This window comes from Reinekea blandensis MED297 (genome assembly GCF_000153185.1).
GTDB classification, from domain to species: domain Bacteria; phylum Pseudomonadota; class Gammaproteobacteria; order Pseudomonadales; family Natronospirillaceae; genus Reinekea; species Reinekea blandensis.
On the sequence record NZ_CH724152.1, the window covers coordinates 265,465 to 284,353 of the forward strand.

General features: G+C 56.0%; 19 protein-coding genes. 16 read left to right on the top strand and 3 right to left on the bottom strand.

Annotation, left to right across the window (positions count from 1 at the left end; all coding sequences use genetic code 11):
- Positions 1-12 precede the first annotated feature (12 nt).
- The 11 genes from MED297_RS12930 (at position 13) to MED297_RS21370 (ending at position 12,550) form a co-directional block, all read left to right on the top strand.
- Entirely contained in the window at positions 13-2,376 is a 2,364-nt protein-coding gene (locus MED297_RS12930) for a heavy metal translocating P-type ATPase (RefSeq protein ID WP_040557221.1), read from the top strand.
- An 11-nt stretch (positions 2,377-2,387) separates the two neighbouring features.
- Positions 2,388-2,594 carry a heavy-metal-associated domain-containing protein gene (locus MED297_RS12935; RefSeq protein ID WP_008045587.1) on the top strand — a complete coding sequence of 69 codons (207 nt, stop codon included), beginning with the start codon at positions 2,388-2,390 and terminating at the stop codon, positions 2,592-2,594.
- Positions 2,591-3,073 carry a c-type cytochrome gene (locus MED297_RS12940; protein ID WP_008045588.1) on the top strand — a complete coding sequence of 161 codons (483 nt, stop codon included), beginning with the start codon at positions 2,591-2,593 and terminating at the stop codon, positions 3,071-3,073. The genes MED297_RS12935 and MED297_RS12940 overlap by 4 nt, the downstream gene beginning before the upstream one ends.
- A gap of 134 nt (positions 3,074-3,207) precedes the next feature.
- Positions 3,208-5,418: an EAL domain-containing protein gene (locus MED297_RS12945; RefSeq protein WP_008045589.1), complete on the top strand. Its 2,211-nt coding sequence runs from the start codon at positions 3,208-3,210 to the stop codon at positions 5,416-5,418.
- Positions 5,419-5,500: 82 nt separating this feature from the next.
- Positions 5,501-6,802 (top strand): DEAD/DEAH box helicase, encoded by a 1,302-nt coding sequence (locus MED297_RS12950; protein ID WP_008045590.1) that lies wholly within the window; start codon positions 5,501-5,503, stop codon positions 6,800-6,802.
- Positions 6,803-7,152: 350 nt separating this feature from the next.
- Entirely contained in the window at positions 7,153-9,183 is a 2,031-nt protein-coding gene (fusA, locus tag MED297_RS12955) for an elongation factor G (protein ID WP_008045591.1), read from the top strand.
- A gap of 143 nt (positions 9,184-9,326) precedes the next feature.
- Positions 9,327-10,457 carry a serine hydrolase domain-containing protein gene (locus tag MED297_RS12960; protein ID WP_008045594.1) on the top strand — a complete coding sequence of 377 codons (1,131 nt, stop codon included), beginning with the start codon at positions 9,327-9,329 and terminating at the stop codon, positions 10,455-10,457.
- 79 nt (positions 10,458-10,536) lie between these two features.
- On the top strand, positions 10,537-10,710 hold the full coding sequence (locus MED297_RS22100; RefSeq protein ID WP_008045596.1) for a hypothetical protein: 174 nt from the start codon (positions 10,537-10,539) through the stop codon (positions 10,708-10,710).
- 57 nt (positions 10,711-10,767) lie between these two features.
- Positions 10,768-11,370, top strand: a complete 603-nt coding sequence (locus MED297_RS12965; RefSeq protein ID WP_008045599.1) for an FMN-binding negative transcriptional regulator — start codon at positions 10,768-10,770, stop codon at positions 11,368-11,370.
- Positions 11,367-12,101 (top strand): class I SAM-dependent methyltransferase, encoded by a 735-nt coding sequence (locus MED297_RS12970; RefSeq protein ID WP_008045601.1) that lies wholly within the window; start codon positions 11,367-11,369, stop codon positions 12,099-12,101. Before MED297_RS12965 ends, MED297_RS12970 begins: the two co-directional genes overlap by 4 nt.
- On the top strand, positions 12,095-12,550 hold the full coding sequence (locus MED297_RS21370) for a GNAT family N-acetyltransferase (RefSeq protein WP_008045606.1): 456 nt from the start codon (positions 12,095-12,097) through the stop codon (positions 12,548-12,550). Before MED297_RS12970 ends, MED297_RS21370 begins: the two co-directional genes overlap by 7 nt.
- On the opposite strand, the gene MED297_RS12980 is transcribed toward MED297_RS21370, so the two are convergent.
- Positions 12,510-13,220, bottom strand: a complete 711-nt coding sequence (locus MED297_RS12980; RefSeq protein ID WP_008045608.1) for a hypothetical protein — start codon at positions 13,218-13,220, stop codon at positions 12,510-12,512. The genes MED297_RS21370 and MED297_RS12980 overlap by 41 nt on opposite strands.
- Positions 13,221-13,312: 92 nt before the next feature.
- On the opposite strand from MED297_RS12980, the gene MED297_RS12985 reads away from it, so the two are divergent.
- The 3 genes from MED297_RS12985 to MED297_RS12995 all read left to right on the top strand — a co-directional run bounded on the left by MED297_RS12985 (position 13,313) and on the right by MED297_RS12995 (position 15,446).
- On the top strand, positions 13,313-13,774 hold the full coding sequence (locus MED297_RS12985) for a GNAT family N-acetyltransferase (protein WP_008045610.1): 462 nt from the start codon (positions 13,313-13,315) through the stop codon (positions 13,772-13,774).
- Complete coding sequence (locus MED297_RS12990) at positions 13,771-14,352, top strand: P-loop NTPase family protein (protein ID WP_008045612.1); 582 nt, start codon at positions 13,771-13,773, stop codon at positions 14,350-14,352. Before MED297_RS12985 ends, MED297_RS12990 begins: the two co-directional genes overlap by 4 nt.
- A gap of 98 nt (positions 14,353-14,450) precedes the next feature.
- Positions 14,451-15,446, top strand: coding sequence for a questin oxidase family protein (locus MED297_RS12995; RefSeq protein WP_083779428.1), 996 nt, complete (start codon positions 14,451-14,453; stop codon positions 15,444-15,446).
- Positions 15,447-15,463: 17 nt separating this feature from the next.
- Here MED297_RS12995 and MED297_RS13000 read toward each other — a convergent pair whose 3' ends face one another.
- Both MED297_RS13000 and MED297_RS13005 read right to left on the bottom strand, forming a co-directional pair.
- On the bottom strand, positions 15,464-16,174 hold the full coding sequence (locus MED297_RS13000) for an LrgB family protein (protein WP_008045615.1): 711 nt from the start codon (positions 16,172-16,174) through the stop codon (positions 15,464-15,466).
- A complete protein-coding gene (locus MED297_RS13005; protein ID WP_161599303.1) occupies positions 16,171-16,506 on the bottom strand; it encodes a CidA/LrgA family protein in 336 nt (111 codons plus the stop codon). Before MED297_RS13005 ends, MED297_RS13000 begins: the two co-directional genes overlap by 4 nt.
- Before the next feature lie 192 nt (positions 16,507-16,698).
- On the opposite strand from MED297_RS13005, the gene smpB reads away from it, so the two are divergent.
- Together smpB and doeB2 are read left to right on the top strand one after the other, a co-directional pair.
- The gene (smpB, locus tag MED297_RS13010) at positions 16,699-17,187 is read left to right on the top strand and encodes an SsrA-binding protein SmpB (protein WP_008045617.1); all 489 of its coding nucleotides are present in this window, start codon (positions 16,699-16,701) and stop codon (positions 17,185-17,187) included.
- A 508-nt stretch (positions 17,188-17,695) separates the two neighbouring features.
- On the top strand, positions 17,696-18,868 hold the full coding sequence (gene doeB2 / locus MED297_RS13015) for a N(2)-acetyl-L-2,4-diaminobutanoate deacetylase DoeB2 (protein ID WP_008045618.1): 1,173 nt from the start codon (positions 17,696-17,698) through the stop codon (positions 18,866-18,868).
- The last annotated feature ends 21 nt before the right edge of the window (positions 18,869-18,889 follow it).

Genomic DNA, 18,889 nt, shown 5'->3' on the forward strand with positions numbered 1-18,889 from the left:
CAGGAGCGACTCATGGCTACAGAACAGAACGCGCATGTCATTGTCCCGGTCACCGGGATGACCTGTGCTTCCTGTGTGTCTCGGTTGGAAAAGGCAATGTCCAAGCGCTCGCCCGTGCAACGGGCCAGCGTGAACCTCGCGCTGGAAACGCTGGACATTGCCGTTGACGACCCTAAAGCGCTGGCTGATCTGCCGGCTTGGGTGGATGCGGCCGGCTTTGGCGTCGAATCCGCCAGCGCCACGCTGACCGTGCAGAACATTACCTGTGCGTCTTGTGTGAACCGCATTGAAAAGGTGCTCGGCAAGGTACCCGGGATTCAGGAAGCGTCCGTCAACCTGGCGACGTCGCAACTGCGGGTGACATGGGTTCGCGGACTGGTGACGTTGAACGATATTCGTCGTCGATTGGATCAGATCGGCTATCCGGTCGCGGACGACAGCGCCGAAGACGAAGACGGAGCCGAAGATGATCAACATAAACTGTTGCGTCAGTCGTTGATCGGTCTTGGCCTGTCCGCGCCGATGGTACTGACCATGTTTGCCAGTCTGTTCGGATTAAACTGGATGCTGCCGGGCTGGGTGCAGTTTCTGCTGACAACCCCCATTCAGCTTTGGCTCGGGTTGCGGTTTTACCGGGGTGCCTGGCACGCCCTGCGTGGCGGGTCAGCAAACATGGATGTCCTGGTCGCGCTTGGCACCAGTGCGGCCTATATCTACAGTCTTTATCTGTGGCTGGTCAGTGGTTCGTCACATTTGTATTTCGAAGCCGCTGCAGTGGTCATCAGTCTGGTCATGCTCGGTAAATGGATGGAAGCGCGGGCGAAAAACCTCACCGGTGACGCCATTCGCAAACTGATGAATCTACAGCCACCAACCGCCAAGCAATGGCAGGGCGACGAGTTGGTGACCGTGAATGTTGCCGACCTGAAAGTTGGCGATGAGTTGCAGATTCAACCGGGCGATACCGTCCCGGCGGATGCCATCGTCTTGCGCGGCGAATCGACCATCAACGAAGCCATGCTGACCGGGGAAAGTGAGCCGGTGGCGAAAACCATTGATGATGCCGTGATGGCGGGCACGCAGAATGCCAATGGCAGCTTGCGGGTGAGTGTGCACCGCGCTCCGGATGATTTCCGGCTGAAGCAGATCGTTGAACTGGTCAACGACGCGCAAATGCAGAAGCCGGACATTCAGAAGCTGGTGGATAAAATTTCCTCGGTGTTTGTACCGGCGGTCATTGCGATCGCGTTGCTGACTTTAGGGTTGCAGTGGTGGCTGAATGGCTTTGAGCCGGCACTGGTGGCGGCCGTCAGTGTGCTGGTGATTGCCTGTCCTTGCGCGCTGGGACTGGCCACGCCAACCGCGATTATGGCGGCCAGTGGTGTCGGGGCGCGTCGTGGTGTGCTGATTCGTGACATCAACCAGCTGCATCAGTTAGCCAACGCCAAAACGATTGCCTTCGACAAAACCGGAACGCTGACGCAAGGGGCGCCGGAAGTGGTGCAGCGGGAACTGTGGAGCGATGACGCGTCATTGCTCGGCTGGATTAAGAGTGTGCAGCAACAGAGTCAGCACCCGCTGGCCGAAGCCATGGTGCGTTCATTGGAAGACGCTCAAGCTTCGGATACCGATTTTCAGGTCGAGAACCGTTCTGGTCGCGGCGTGGTGGCGCAGGCGGGTCAAGACCGGTTGCTGATCGGCAATGCCCGGCTGCTCGATGAGTTTGAACTTACGATTGATGACCAATACCAGGCGTCCGTAACCGAAGGTGCCAGTACCGTCTGGGTGGCACTGAACGACACCATCGTGGCCCGCTTTGATCTGACCGATCCGGTTCGTGAAGAGGCAGCCTGGACCATCCAATGGCTGAAAAAGCGTGGCTGGCAGACCTGGCTGTTAACCGGTGACCACGCGGCGGCGGCGAAAACGGTGCAGGACAAGCTGGGCTTGGATGATGTCTTTGCCGACCTGTTACCGGAACATAAATCCCAGACCATTGAACAGCTGAAGAAAAAGTCAGGGTCCGTGGTTATGGTCGGCGACGGCATCAACGATGCCCCGGCCCTGGCCCTGGCGGATGTCAGCGTGGCCATGGGCAGCGGCACCGATGTCGCGATGGAAGCCGCCGGACTGACGCTGATGCGACCGCAGATTTCACTGGTGGTTGAGGCGATTCAGATCGCCGAAAAAACTCAGAGTAAGATTCGTCAGAACCTGTTCTGGGCGTTTATTTATAACTGCATCGGTATTCCGCTGGCGGCGTTTGGTCTGCTCAGTCCGGTCATTGCCGGTGCGGCCATGGCGTTTTCCAGCGTCAGTGTGGTGACCAGTTCGCTGTTGTTGCTGCGCTGGAATCCCGATCAATCCCATTCCTGAAGGAGATAAACATGTTAACGTTAAAAGTCGACGGAGCCACCTGTGGCGGTTGCGTAAAATCAATTGAAAAAGCCGTGTCTCAAGTGGCCGGTGTCGAGTCTGTGTCGTTTGATCTGGACACCAAACTGGCACAGGTTGACGGTCAGGCCGATAAAGCTCAGGTGGTGGATGCCATCGAAATGGCCGGTTTTGATGTCGTTGGAGACGGCGACGAATGAGAGCGATACTCCTTGGTCTTGGCGTGTTAGCCGTCACGGCCTGTTCGGATGCAGAACGCGCAGCCGAGACGGCGGAGCCGGCCGTTTCGCCTTCGGAAATATCTTTGGCAGCGAACGATCAGACCGGACGTTGGTACACCGAAGCTCAGGTTGAAACGGGGCGGGAGCTGTATGGGCGATTCTGCGCGGCCTGTCATGGTGCTGAGGCCGAGGCCACCGCCGATTGGAAAACTCCGGATCGCTTCGGAAACTACCCACCGCCACCGCTGAATGGCAGTGCGCATGCCTGGCACCATCCGCTGGTGGTGCTCGATCAGGTGATTCGCGATGGTACTGGGGATCTGGGTGGCAACATGCCGCCCTGGGGTCATGCGCTTAATGCGTCTCAGCGCCTTGAGGTTATTGCTGGCTTCCAGGCCTATTGGTCCGATGAGACCTATGATATCTGGCTGCAGCGGGAACAGGCGTCGCGTCAATAAGTGACCACCAGACCTCATGTTGTCTGGTCAGCCGCGGAGCGCTTCTTGGTACAGCGTTGTGATTTTTATCACATATTGAACGTCATTCGAAATGGTCGTAGACTCGAGGACTTTCTTCGACTAATTGAGAACTGATGTCAGTTAAATCGGGTTCATCGACGTCTTCTGTCACGCCGGCCTGGCGTGAACAGGCGATGAAGACCATTTTGTTGCATGGGCTGCTGCTGTGTTTGCTGGTGGGAGCCCTGGCGTTGCTCTGGCACTTTCTGTTCCAGGCGCCGTTGTTTCATGCGCTGATGGCCTTTGCTTTTGCCGGTACGGTTTTGGTCGCCCGACGGGTTCTGATGCGCAATGTTCAGATCAGTGTGGTGCTGTTCCTGCTGTTGATGTACTTAGGTGCACTGGCCATTAAGTTACTGGCCAGCCCGGTCCACCTGAGTAATCTCGGTGTGATTTTTCTCTACAGTATTCCGCTGATGGCGATGGCGCTGCACAGTTTGGCGCTGTCACGCTGGCTGATGTATTTCAACCTCATCCCCTTCGGCGCCATTATTTTCGGTGAGCTGATCGCGATGCTGGACACCCGCAACTACAGCAATGTGAACTTCCTGTACCTGCATCTGACCGTCTTTGTGTTTTTTAACTTTATAGTGCCTTTTGCGATGCGCGGCATGATTCTCGATGCTTGGAGGATGCCCGAAGTTCGTCAATCCATGAATAAGGATCGGTCGTCGAGAAAACGGCTGTATCGCATGTTGTTTGAGCACTCGACGCAACCCTACCTGATCGTTCGTCATGCCGAGCAACGGGTGATTGATATGAATGAGGCCTTGCGTCGTCTCTTGCCTGCCAATGCCCTGTCTCAGTTGCAGGCCACCATTCTGAATGCGCCCGTTCCGATCACGCGTGCACAGCGGCTCGAGTTCGATGGCCGTACTTTTATTATCCGGGGTCAGGCCATTGAACAGTCGCAGAATCATCTGTATGTGGTTGAGGATGTTTCCCACGTGCAACGGTTGCAACGTGACGTCGATGAAATGAATGATCGCTTCAACCGCCAGATGTTTTTGGATCCGCACTCCGGGTTACCGAATCGACAGGCCTTTGTGCAAGCCATGGAACGGCTGAAAAACACCGACGCTCCGATTTATCTGGTGTGTGTTAAGCAGGAAATGTCTGAATACATTGCCGAACGACTCGGCCCGACAGAGCACGCCCGGAAACAAAAGACATTTGCCCGGGACCTGAAAGCGCGGTTAAACGCTCAGCACGTTGGTAAACTTTCGCAGCATCATTTTGGTTTGTTGGTGACGGGGTTAAGCGAAGCGGAATTGCGTCAGAAGCTGACCGATCTTTATTTGCATCTGAGCCACGCAAAATACGACAACGTGGAAAACGTCAGCCTGTTGAGCAAGTTTGTGTTTGCCCCGATCGACGGGCAAATCAGCAGCATGTCGTACCTGCTGGATCAGACTGAAAAAAGTCTGGTTTTGATCCAATCCGGGGAGTTCGTGGTGGCATTCCGGCCAGACACTGAGGAAAGCCGGATTGAACAGATGAACATACGCAGCCAGTTGGAGCTGGCCGTGGATCGGGACGAGCTGTCTTTTGTCTTGCAACCGAAGGTCAATGCGCAGGGTGAGTTAATCGAGTTTGAGGCTCTGATGCGTTGGGAACACCGAGATGGCCATGTCTCGCCCGCGAGTTTCATCCCGATGGCGGAAGAGTTTGGTCTGGTCACCCAGTTAACCGATTGGTTGTTGGATGCCGTTGCTGAATTTCAGTCGCAACCACTGCGTCCGGGACAGTCGATTGTCCCGGTGTCGGTCAATGTGTCCGCGCGCGATCTGGAACGAGGCGACCTGGTTGAGCGGGTGTTGAAAGCGCTGAGCCGACATGGTGTACAGCCCGACTGCCTGGGTATTGAGTTGACGGAAACCGCATTGCTCGGTGACTGGGATGGCGCCATGGAGCAACTGCATCAGTTACGTTTCTGGGGCATCCGGGTGTCGGTGGATGACTTCGGTATCGGCCATTCCTCACTCAGCCGAATGGTTGATCTGCCGGTAGATTGCTTAAAGCTGGATCGCAGTTTCATGCAGGGCGTCACCTCGGATCGGCGCCGGTTAATGTTGGTGCGCGCCATGGTGGATCTGTGTCGATCGCTCAACATGCAGGTGGTGGCTGAAGGCGTTGAAACGGAAGCGGAGGTTACCCGGCTCAGCGAGTTCGATGGCCTGTTGTTTCAGGGGTTTTACTTCTCGCAGCCGCTGAGCCGTATTGCCTGTCGTCGTTTGCTGGGCTCTGCGGCTTCCTCGTCACTGCGTTTCCCGCTCGACGGCTGACTCCCGGGCGTAATAAACATGGTGTATTGGCTACTCAGCCCCTATACTGCGCGCCTTCATTCTGATGGACGCGTAATTTTTGATGCAATTTTCCGAACTGGCACTGGCCGACCCGATTCTGAAAGCGGTCACTGAACAGGGCTACACCACCCCCACGCCAATTCAGGCGCAAGGCATCCCGGCGGTACTTTCCGGCCGCGATCTGCTGGCCGCTGCCCAGACTGGTACCGGTAAAACTGCTGGATTTACGCTGCCCATCATTCAACACCTGATTACCGAGAACCGACCGGTTAAAGCCAACCGTTGCCGGGTGTTGGTTCTGACACCGACCCGGGAGCTGGCTGCGCAGGTGGAGGACAATGTCACCGCCTATGCCAAGTACACTGATGTTCGCTCTGAAGTCGTGTTCGGCGGGGTAAAAATTAACCCGCAAATGCAGAAACTGCGTCGCGGTGTGGACATTCTGGTGGCAACGCCGGGCCGTTTGCTGGACCTGCACAGTCAGAACGCCATCGATTTCCGGGATCTGGAAGTCCTGGTTCTGGACGAAGCCGACCGTATGTTGGACATGGGGTTCATCCATGACATCCGCCGCATCATGCGTCTGTTGCCAACCCAGCGTCAGAACCTGATGTTTTCAGCGACGTTCTCTGATGAGATCCGCGCGCTGGCAAAAACCATTGTCGAGAACCCGGTTGAAGTGTCGGTAACACCGAAAAACACCACAGCCGAGCGGGTACGGCAACAGGTGATTCCGGTCGACAAAGCGAAGAAAACCGCCTTATTGATCGATCTGCTTAAAAAAGAGACCTGGCATCAGGTGCTGGTGTTTAGCCGCACGAAGCATGGCGCCAACCGCATTGCGGAAAAGCTGAATAAAGCCAAAATCCCTGCGGCCGCGATTCATGGCAATAAGAGTCAGGGTGCTCGAACCCGCGCGCTGAGTGAGTTCAAAAGCAATGACATCCGCGTTCTGGTCGCCACAGACATCGCCGCCCGCGGCATCGACATTGACCAGCTTCCGCACGTTATTAACTTCGATCTGCCCAATGTGGCTGAAGATTACGTACATCGCATCGGAAGAACCGGCCGGGCCGGCAGCGATGGCGATGCCATTTCATTTGCCTCACGCGATGAGGCCGATCTGCTGGCGGCCGTGCAGAACTTTATCGGTCAGGTGATTGAGCGGGTGGACTATCCGGGTTTTAAACCACAGGAAGCGCTGCCGGAACTGCCGCTGAATGTGAAACCAAAGAAACCCAAAAAGCCGAAAAAACCAAAGCCAGCGCCAGCGGCCGGGTCGGAGCACCGCGACGGTCAGAAACCGCCCGCGCGTCGCCGTCGGCGACGTCGTTCCGGTGGCCAGGGCGCAGCAAAAAGCTGAGCCCTGTTCAGCGTCTGGCCTATTCACTGCATGTTCTCACTGGCAATTAATGGTGTTGTCGACACGCCAAAATGCCTCATCGCCGCTCAGCCCAGAAAAAACTGACCGGCGTCAAATGACAAACCACGAAAAAACGCCACACTGAAGACGTTCCTTGCGACACAGGAAGTCTGCTTATGTCAGCTTCCCCGCACGTTTACAGCGCATCCGCGGCTCCATGGCGAGCTAACTGTACCGTGCGGCCGTTTTACGGGCGAAAACACGGTTGGCCCTGACCTCACTCCTCTCCTCAGACTGTCTGCATCAGACATCCGGTAAGACAACAATAAATACCAACAGGAGATGACATTATGTCTGTGAACAACATTCGCAACATAGCCTTTGCAGGGCAAGCCGGCGCCGGAAAAACCACCCTAATTGAGCGCCTGCTGTTTCACACCGGCCAGATTCCACAGATGGGCGAGATAAATCGGGGCAGCACCGTCTGTGATTACGATACTCAATCGAAAGACCGACAGCATTCACTGAACCCGACCGTCGTTAACTTCACCTGGCAGGACCATCAGGTCAATGTCATCGACACCCCCGGAATGCCGGACTTTATCGGCCGGTCCATCAGTGTGTTACCCGCTGTTGAATCGGTCGCGATGGTGATCGATGCCGCCGACGGTCCCGGCATTGTCTCTGAACGGCTCTTTAAAATGGCCAGCAAGCGGCAAAAATGCCGCCTCATCGTCGTCAACCGAATGGACGCCGATGAACTGGATCTGCCAGCCCTGTTAACCGAATTGCAGGATGAGTTTGGCACGGAAGTGCTGCCTATTAATCTGCCCGATGATCTGGGTGAGAGCGTAGTGGACTGCTATTTCGAACCGGACTATCAACAACCCACGCTGTTCAGTTCGGTTCAGGACGCGCACGATGCTCTGATCGATCAGGTGGTTGAAGTCGATGAAGCGTTGATGGAGGTGTATCTGGAGCAGGGGCAGGAGCTGGATCCGGAGCAGTTACACGACCCGTTCGAGCAGGCTCTGCGCAGTGAACACCTGATCCCGTTGTGCTTTGTTTCAGCCCGCACCGGTGCCGGTATCGATCAGTTGTTACGGGTAATCACCGAACTGATGCCAACGCCGTTGGAAGGCAATCCTCCACTGTTCATGAATCACGATCAGCCGGTGACACTGCAGCCCGCCGAAGACGCCCACGTGTTGGCTCATGTGTTTAAGGTGGAAGTCGATCCGTTCATGGGACGTCTGGCTTTTCTGAGGGTGCATCAGGGGGTGCTGACAGCGGACAGCGCGCTTTACATCGGCGAAGAGAAAAAACCGGTTCGGGCCGCTCATCTGTTTCGCATTCAGGGCAAAGAACGTGAAGAGATCCCGCGTGCCGTTGCCGGTGATATCTGCGCCATCGCCAAGTTGGAGGAACTGGATTTCGATTGTGTGCTGCACGACTCACACGACGAAGATCATTTCCATCTGCAGTCGCTCGAACTGCCACCGCCGATGTTCAGCGTAGCGATTCAACCAACGCGTCGCGGTGATGAACAGAAGTTGTCTGACACGTTGCGCAAAATCACCGCCGAAGATCCGAGTCTGGTCATCAGCCATCGGGTTAACCTCAATGAAACCTTGCTGACCGGTGTTGGCGAGTTGCATCTGCAGGTTGCGATCGATCGTATGGAGGAGCAGTTTAAGTTGTCGGTGAAAACCTCCGAGCCTTCGATCGATTACCGCGAAACCATCACCAAGGCGGCTGAAGGCCACTATCGGCATAAAAAGCAGACCGGTGGTGCCGGGCAGTTTGGCGAAGTCTATCTGCGCATTCGCCCGTTAGGCCGTGGTGAAGGCTTCCGCTTTGTCGATAAGGTCGTTGGCGGTGCTATTCCTGGTGGCTTTATCCCGGCGGTTGAAAAGGGTGTGCGTCAGATAATGAACGAAGGCGCCATTGCCGGCTTTACCATGCAGGACATTGAAGTCGAAGTGTACGATGGCAAGCATCACGCCGTGGACTCGAAAGAAATTGCGTTCGTTCAAGCCGGGCGAAAGGCGTTTCTGGAGGCAGTCGGTAAGGCGTCGCCGATCATTCTTGAGCCGGTTGTCGACGTTCAGGTGGCGATTCCCAGCGATTGCATGGGCGATGTTTCCGGCGATATGGCAAGTCACCGGGGCGTCATCACCGACACTCGCATCGAAGGCAAAAACAAGACACTGCTGCGCTGTAAAGCGCCGTTGTCCGAGATGAGCGATTACTCACATCGGTTGAAGTCGCTCGCCAGTGGCGATGGCAGTTTTACGATGGAGCTGTCGCACTTTGATCCGGTGCCGGCTAAAACTCAGGAGTCCTTGTCTCAGGGTTATCAGGTGAAAGAACTGGCCTGATGTCATCGGCCGCCATCCTTCGCATAAGTGACAGGATGGCGGCGTCTGTGCCGGTCAAAGGTCACAAATCCAGACTTCGTCCATGACAATTGGCGTGAAGCATCATACATTGGCCTCAGAATCGTTCGCCGGGTCATGCAGATATGCGCATTTTTCAAACCATAGGAATAGGCTTTAGCCTCTTACTGAGCTGTGCCGGTTTTGCCGACGAGCACAGCGATTTTCAACGTCTGGTTGAAACCACAGTGATCGACTATCGGGCGCAGGGTGACCTGGTGGGGCTCGGTGCGGTAGTCGTTCATCAGGGTGACATTCAGGCGATGGCCGTCGATGGTGAACGTAAGGTGCGCAGTGGTGTTGCCCTGTCGGTGAACGATTACTGGCACATCGGTTCGGTGACCAAGTCTTTCACCGCGACCATGATTGCGCGTCTGGTCGAGCAGGGGCGACTGGATTGGCAAATGAGCGTCGGCGATGTGTTTGCTGACGTCACCGAGGTGCATCCCGGCTGGCAAAACGTCACGCTCTATCAACTGTTGACACACACCTCAGGTGCCGACACGAACTTCTCTCTCTTTGTTCACGCACAATCGCCTGCGCCTGGTTTGGAGCGAATGGCCGCCCGGGAACGGGCCGTGGTCAGCGAAATTCGAAAAGCGCCGGCCAAAACACCCGGTCGCCAGTTTGCCTATTCCAATGTTGGCTATACCGTGGCCGGCGTGATGGCCGAGAAAGTCACCGGCCAGCCCTGGGAAGCGCTGATGAAACAGGAGCTGCTGCGGCCGCTTGGGTTGAACAGCGCGGGCTTTGGCGCACCTGCGGACAATGGCACGCCGCTCAGTCAGCCACGCGGGCACCGTTCTGTGTTTGGTGTACGTATCGCCTCGGCGATGGATGCCGACAACACGCCCATCATCGGACCAGCCGGAACGCTGCACATGTCGATGACCGATCTGGCCACTTACGCCACGGAGCATTTAAAGGGTCGTAAGGGTGAGGGCGTCTTACTGCCGGCGCCGGTATACGATCAACTGCACCAGCCGCATCTGGATAACTACGCAATGGGGTGGCTCGTAAACAGCGATGACCCATACGGGCTTGGTGACATGATCTGGCACAATGGCTCCAACACCCGTTGGTACACGTTGCTTGTGCTGTTTCCCGAACAGGATCTGGCCATTGCTGTGGTGGCGAATGACGGGCGCATCAGTCATGTGCAGTCGTACGCCTGGCAGGTGATTGAGTCCATCGCTGAGGCTTGGTCGTCATCATAAAACGGTCACCGCGCCGACACGGTTTTGTCATTCCTAAGCGGTTCAATAGCGCCGGAATTTCTGAACAAGGTGCAGCACCGTGATCGAAGAATATCGAGTATTACAGGACGATGGCGTTAACCGTCAGCGACATTATCGTGTCGGTTCGCCGGGCCTTGTCGTTCCGGGCGAGATTCGTCAGCTGATCGGCCAGCGCATGCGTCAGTTCCTGCGCCCGACACAACGTTGGAGCCGCTCACGCCGCATTCGCTGAGGCTCGTTAAGGGGTGTTACACTGCCGCTTCTGTTTGCATCATAGAGCCGGACCGACATGTACATCCCAAAACATTTTCGTGCGACCGATCGTGCTGTCATCGAGGCGTTTATCCAGCAGCATGCCTTTGGTCAATTGGTCAGTCAGGTGAATGATCGACCCTATGTGACCCATCTGCCCTTTCTGCTCAGCGACGATGGCCAAACGCTATATGCTCATTTGGCGCGTCAGAATCCACAGTTGGATAATCTCGGTGAACAGACAGTGATGGTTACTTTTCAGGGCCCTCACGATTACATCTCACCCAGCTGGTACGAACAGCCGGGTGTACCGACCTGGAATTATCAGGCGGTGCATGTATACGGCACTGTTCGTCGTATCGAAGACGCGGCGGAGTTGTCCGCGTTGGTGAACCAGTTGTCGGTGCAGTACGAGCAGGCACAACCGGTGCCCTGGTCACCACAATACAAAGCGGCGATGCTCAACGCCATTGTCGGTATCGCGATCGACATTAACGACATTGAGGCCAAGTTTAAGCTGAGTCAGAACCGTTCCGATGCGGATCGTCAGGCGGTCATCGCCAGGCTTCAGGAACGATCGTCGTCGGCTTTGGCAGAGGCTATGCAACAGTCGTTGAACGCAGAAAGGGATTTGTCATGACGTATTTTTCGACCGATCAGGCGGCGGTTCGTTATGCCCGGTTTCGCCCAAAGGTTCACGATGTTGTCCGTGAGTGGTTAGCCGGTTTTATTGACCTGCCGGTGCCTCGTGCATTGGATGTTGCCTGCGGCACGGGCGACTCGACTCAGGCGCTGATCCCGATCGTCGATGACGTCATTGGTATTGACCAATCGAACGACATGCTGGCCCAAGCACGCGCGCAAAATCTGACCGTGCATTGCTTACCTTATCAGCAGGCCTCTTCGCTTGGTCGCTTTCAATTGATTACCACCTGCATGGCATTTCACTGGTTTGATCGGGACGAAGCCATTGAAGCCTACAAACAGGCATCAGAGCCGGGGGCATTGTGGCTGAACTACAACTTCGCGTTTGCCGGCAGTGAGCATTGTGAGGCTTTTAACCGATGGTTCGAGCAGACCTATTTAACGATGTTCCCGACACCAAAACGTAACCCACCGATGGCCGCCATCGACCAGGACGCAGAACTGGAAAAGCTGTCCGAAGGTGAGGGCGAACTACCGATACGTTTAAGTCGTGATGCCCTGGTTGGCTATCTGACCACGCAATCGAACATCGAGGCTGCCGTTGTCGCCGGGCAAACCTATGAACAGATCGAAAGCACCTTGCATCAGGCGTTTGCCGAGATGCCGATGGATGAACACTTTCGCTACCGGTTTCACTATGAACTGTATCGGTACCAGCCATGTTAAATCTGTCCTTTCGCGAGGCGCAGCCGGCGGACAAAGCCTGGGCTTTTGATATTAAAAGTGAAGCGGAATACCCCTATGTTCAGGCGGTTTTTGGCTGGGAACCGAAGGTTCAGCAAACCTTACACGAACAGGAATGGCAACGAACGACGCCCACTGTGATTGAGGCCGACGGCGAACGAATTGGCTTTTTTTCTCTGGAAACCGAAGGTGAGCGATGTTATCTGCGACGGTTTTTTCTGGATGCACGTTATCGACAACGCGGTGTGGGTGGCTGGGTGCTGCAGCAGATACGCAACGCTGAGTCCATCCGGCAGTCAGGGTTGTGGGTGGTCGTGTTTAGTGCAAACCCGGCGGTGATGTTTTACGAGCGCCTGGGCTTTCAGCGGGTGGACGGTGATGAACGGTTTGTCACTTTGTATTGGTCTGCACCAGACCCTCAATACGATTGAGAATGGCCACTAAGGCGTCCGCTTGCGGGTGCGAACTGTTGACGTACATGACCAGTGGATCAAACGTCTGCATAGGAACCGGGGCCGGTGTGAGTTCATCGGCGACACCTAAACGTCGGGCGGCATCCATGACGGCCTCTTCGACGCCCAACACAAAGTCCACCCGTTCGGCCACCAACATCCGCACGGCCGATTCAAAATTCGGCACTGAAATCGGGATGCCCCCTAAAATGACGGTCGTGTCGTTTTCAGCGTTCTGAAATAAAAACCCGAGCCGGGCCACGGTCGCGCCATCGATCGCTGAAAACGCCCGGGTACTGTTGACGTGTCGGAACAGTCGGCGATAGATGGGCTCCCCCACAAAACGGAACTCGAGAATGGCTTCATCGACGTATTCCGGTGATACCAGAGATGCCAGAAACTCATGGCGGTTGAGCGTGGCTTGCAAGCGTGCTGGCGGGAGCAGGTTCATGTCAGCCTCGGCGTCGAAGTCCTCGAGCAACCTGTTCAGGAACGCAACGGTAACCCCGGGCCGCGATGAGTCCTCAGTGACAAAGGGCGGGTAGGCGATGCCATGGACCGGATATGACGTCTTCCCCCAGACCGACTGAGCGAAAAGCAGGAGTATGGCGGGTACGGCAATCCTGAGGTTTAACACCAACTTGTTCATGCCCAATCTATAGTACAGGCCGGTTTGCATTGCCAACTTGAATAGGTAAATATGGCCCGATCACTGTATGAGTCATGGGTAGGGACCGATCAATGTTACAGCTTCAAATGGATGCATTAACTGACGGAGCGGTGATTGCATTGCTCAATGAACATCGACAGCAGATGCAGCGTTACTCACCTGCCGAGAGTATTCACGCGTTGGATGAAGCGGCCATCCGGCAACCGGAGGTGACCTTCTGGTCGGTTCGTGATGGCGACACCATTGCCGGCTGCGGCGCCCTGAAAGCGCTGAACGACAAGCACGGCGAAATTAAATCCATGAAAACCTCCGAGCACTTTCTGCGTCAGGGCGTGGCCGCGCAGATACTGGATGCCATCATCGCAGAGGCCCGGCAACGGGGGTATCAACGGCTCAGTCTGGAAACCGGCACGCATGAGGCCTTTTTACCGGCGATTCGGCTCTATCAGCGAGCCGGTTTTATCGACTGTGAGCCCTTTGCGGACTATCAACCGGACCCTCACAGTCGCTTTCTCTCCCTGACGCTGTCATGACGGCCGCGCAGCGTTCATCAGTATCGGTGCCCGAGCGTATTGTTATCGTCGGTTCCAGTTGCGCGGGGAAAACCACCTTTGCCGCGCGGGTCGGTAGCGGCCTGGGGCTGCAACATACCCAACTGGATGAACTGCACTGGCTACCCGATTGGGTCGCGCGGGACCCGGACGACTTTCTGGCCCGCGTCATCGACGCTGCGGCCGAAGAACGCTGGGTGATGGATGGCAATTACCAGAAAGTTCGCCCGCATCTGTGGTCTCGCGCCACCACCATTATCTGGCTCAACTACTCATTTCCCCGTGTGCTGTGGCGCTGCCTGAAGCGATCGGTTTGGCGCAGCCTGACCGGGGAAACACTCTATGCCGGCAATGTCGAATCGTTTCGGCGCACCTTCCTGTCTAAGGACTCGATCCTGTTGTGGGTGATGACGAACTTCGGTGAAAAACGCCGGCGCTACGAAACGCTGCTGTCGTCTGAGCTGACCAACCATTGCACGGTCATTGAATGTCGTCGGCCTGCAGATGCCGAACAATGGTTGAAGCAGCAGACCCTTAATGATGTGTTGCCCGCGTCATAGCCGGGATCAATGGTATAGTTAAATAAATATGTGTATTTATTTAACTGCGGAGTCCTTATCATGCTGGCTGTGATTCAATTTTCGCGGGAGCTGCCATCATGCCATCAACAAGCCTTACTCACCCCGAGCTGCGCAACGGCCTGTCCAACCACGAACCGATGGTGATCAGCGCCCTGCGTGAACTGGGTGCGACCAAGGCACACCTGCAGCGTTATCAGGCGCTGATGGCCCCAAAGATACGTCCGATGGATGCCCCCGAATGCCCGATTGCCAATGATGCCCAGCTGTTGGACTGGCGGGGTCGGCGGGAAAACTACGGTGGTGTGTTTGAGTACCTGTCCGGACAATATCAGACGTTAGGATTGCAACCGTTTCTGAATCATTATCTGCCAATGCTGGCAGAAGGCATCAGCGGTGGCGCGTTCCATCCGTTGATTCGTCTTGGGCACGCAGTTCACGATCGCAATGACCGCGAAGTCGTGGCAGCCACAGCCTATTGGGTTTGGGCTTATCAGGCATTGGCGTACCCATCGTCCGATAAGCCGATAGCTGCGGATCCAGGCGATGTGCTGGAGAGCTTGCTGAATGATCAGAACTGGCCCGAGCACCCGTTTGAGATGCCGACCATTACCGAAGCGTTTGAGCAGGTGGTGAATCATCCGGACTACGCAGCACTGCGCTTTCAGATCACCCCCGACTCATTAAGTTTTCAGCGCTTAAACCAACTCGCGATAGACCTGTTCTGGATGCACGATGACTTTACCCTGTTGCATGGCGTGACCGGCATGTTGGCCATTGGGCGAGTGCGGCGCTGGTTAGCGGACGAGCGTTTATTGCTCGAGCCGATGTGGCGGGCGCTGGTGGTGGCGTGGTTATCGACCGGGTTGCGCTGGCAGCCTGCCGAGGAACCTTCCAGCTTACCTTCGCTATCGCTGATGCAGTTAAGAACTCTGGCGGCGCATGGCACTCGGGATCACACCGTGAAGCTTGTGGCGGCTTGCCTGGCGAATTTTCGGAAGACCGAACGCGCGCTGTACTTACATGCCGCCGAACGCGAAGTGCTGAACGACACGCAGTTGCAGGCGATGATCTGAACCTGGCGGATCCTGGGTTAGCGGGTCAGTTGCAGGACCCAGTCTGCCAACGGTGAGACCGGTAGGATAAACGCGCTGAACACACCGGTCAGGCTCATGGCCAAGCCGGCAAAGGCACCGCAGGTGACGGATTTTTCAAACGCTTGGGCAGTGCCGAAGCCGTGGGCGGTCAAGCCGAGCACAAACCCATGAATCGCATCGTCCTGAACGCGCAGCAACTTGAGCGTATATGGGATCAGCAAGCATCCAACCGCACCGGTAATCAGTACAATGCCCGCTGTCAGTGAGGGGCTGCCGCCGGAAACGGCCGAGATGTCCATGGCAATGGGCGTGGTAATCGACTTGGCGATCAGACTGAGGCTGAGCACACTGTCACCGGTCCAGACGGCGCTCAGCAGTGCCGCACTGAAGGCCGCAATAATCGCCCCAACCAAACAGGACACCAGCAGCGGAAACGCCATTTTGCGGATCAGGCTCATCTGCTCATAGAGGGGAATGGCCAACGCCACGGTGGCGGGCCCGAGCAGGAAATGAATGAAGGCCGTGTCTTGCTGATAGGTTGGATAATCCCAGCCGAGCAGTGTCATGATGCCCATCAACGTGAAAATGCTCACCAACACCGGGTGCACCAGAGGGGATCGCTTCAGTCGAATATAGAGTTGTTCGGCAAGCAGATAGACACCCATCGTCAGTGCGATGGCCGAGAGCATGCGGATGCTGAACGTCATGAGCCCCTCTGCGTGATTTTGAAGATGCCCACCATGGCAACAGCGGCCAGCAGGGTGCTGACGGCAATGATCGCAACCATCGCCAGACCAGAGGTCATCAGCCGATCCCAGTGATTGATCAGACCGACTCCTGCCGGCACGAATAACAAGGTCAGGTAACGAATCAGCAGGTTAGCCGGTGGTTTCAGCCATTGTGGAACGCCCCGGTTGATCACCAGCACCAACCACAAGCCGAGCAGGCCAACCACACTCCCGGGAATCGGCCAGCCGAGCCAATCCACCAGAACGGTGCCGCCCAACCAAAATGCAATGAGTACAAACAGTCCTAACAAAAACAGATCCACCGGAAGGAGTCACAGACGCGGCGGTCAGAGTAATGCGCGTCCATGAACAATTCAAACAGGCGCCCAGAATACTGGAAATCGTTCTTCCTGATAGCCCTTCATTCGTCGCAACCGGCTATCTCTGACATTTGTTCGAAAATAAGTTAACAGCCCCGGCCACGCTGGGTATAATCGCGCGCCATGAGCAAATCAAAGAAAAAGCACACCTCGACTGCCGGTGGCAGCATCGCCCAGAACAAAAAAGCCCGTCACGATTATCACATTGTTGATAAATACGAGGCCGGTTTGTCCCTGCTTGGCTGGGAAGTGAAAAGCCTGCGCGCAGGCAAGCTTCAGTTGGTCGACAGCTACATCATTTTTAAAGATGGCGAAGCCTATTTGATCGGGGCGCACATCACACCCTTGAACACGGCCTCGACGCACGTCATTGCTGACCCGTCCCGCAGCCGCAAGTTGCTGCTGCATCGCAATGAAATTGATCGCATCGAACGTCAGGCTCAGCAAACCGGGTACACCTCGGTGTGTTTGGCGGTTTACTGGAAAGGCAATAAAATCAAAGCCGAAGTGGCGTTGGTGAAAGGCAAACAGCTGCACGACAAACGCGCCGCCTCGAAAGAAAAAGACTGGGGCCGTGAGAAGCAGCGCGTCCTGAAACAATTCAACCGCTGATCAACCCGGCCGGGCGGTAATGACGCATCGCCTGGCCTTAATGCACCGAAATGTCCCCAAGCCCGGCCGCTGCGCCGCTCTCGCTTTAAATCCTTACCGAAAATTTTACCGCTGCTCAGATTGCAAACCTGCCAACCCTGTGCCAAGGTGAAGTCATGATTGGAATCGGTCATTGTCATCTCGCAAAGGCACGGGTCTTGCGTGTATGACTGCAGACTGACCCGATGTCGACTGACGACTTACTCGAGCCACGTCTCCCAGAAAAAGCAGTGAACTGCTTTAACGAAGGAGGATCAGACAATGATGACAACGCACTGGACTCAGGTCTATCTCGCCCCTCATGGCGGCCTCGTCAGCGGCAGCAACCCCTCGTTTATGTCTCCGCATTACAACGGCAACTGACCGTTCGTAACGTCGGTACCACCACCGACGCTCTCTGAAATTCTATGGCTCACCATTAAGGTCTGAGCCCGAATTATTCTCTCTTACGATTGGAGTAACGCGCTTCATGGCTTTGCATCAGCAATGGCAGGATACGTTGTCCTTTACAGAGACGTTGCGTCGTCAACTGCATGCTCATCCTGAGCTGACCTGGCAGGAAGAACAGACGGCACAACGGGTACGCGAAACCTTGTCGGAACTTGGTTTCGAATGGCGCCCCTGTGCGCGCTACGGCACGCTGGTGACGTTAAATAAAAATGCCAGCGGAAAGCACATTGCCCTGCGCGCGGACATGGATGCCTTACCCATTGAAGAACAGTCCGGTGCGTCCTGGACGTCGGAAAACCCGGGCGTCATGCACGCTTGCGGTCACGACGGCCATACCGCTGCGCTGTTGGGCACAGCGCGGTGGCTCAAGCTGCATGAAGATCAGCTTTCACACCCGGTGACCTTACTGTTCCAGCCTGCGGAAGAGGGCGGCCACGGTGCCCGCGAAATGATTGCCGATGGCGCCTTGGAAGGCATTGACGAAATTTACGGTTGGCATAACTGGCCGGCCATTCCGTTCGGCAAGCTGCTCTGTCCTGCGGGTACGGTCATGGCAGGCAATGGCACCTTCGCCATTACGCTGACCGGTAAAGGTGGTCACGCCAGTCAGCCGGACCAGTGTCGGGACCCGGTACTGGCGGCGGCGGCCTTAACCCTGAACCTTCAACAGGTGATTGCACGGCGTTTGCCGCCCCAGTCTTCCGCAGTGCTCAGTGTTACGTCCATCGAAGCGCCCAGCGGCCTGACGGTGATTCCGGAAACCGCCAAACTGGCCGGATCAATCCGGATCTCAGACATGGCCGACAAAGATGTGATCGAAAGCCTGATTGTGCAGATCAGCGAAGATACGGCACGAACCTATGGCGTTGAATGTGAGGTGGAGCTGCACCCGCGTTATCAACCCACCGTTAATCATCCTGCCCAGGCCGAGAACGCCCGGCGTTGCTGGCAGCGGGTTGCCGGTGACGATGCACTCGATCAGGCCAGTGCTTTACCCATCATGGCCTCAGAAGATTTCAGCTATTACCTGCAGGAAATTCCCGGGGCCTTCGCCCTCATCGGGGCCGATGACGGTCCGGATAACCAACACCCCTGCCACAGTGCCTTTTACGATTTTAATGACCGGCTGCTGAGCCAGGTCATCCGCTGGTACAGCGAGCTGGTGGGTATCCAGGTGCCGGATACCTCCTAGGAGCCCACTCCTTTTTGCTGT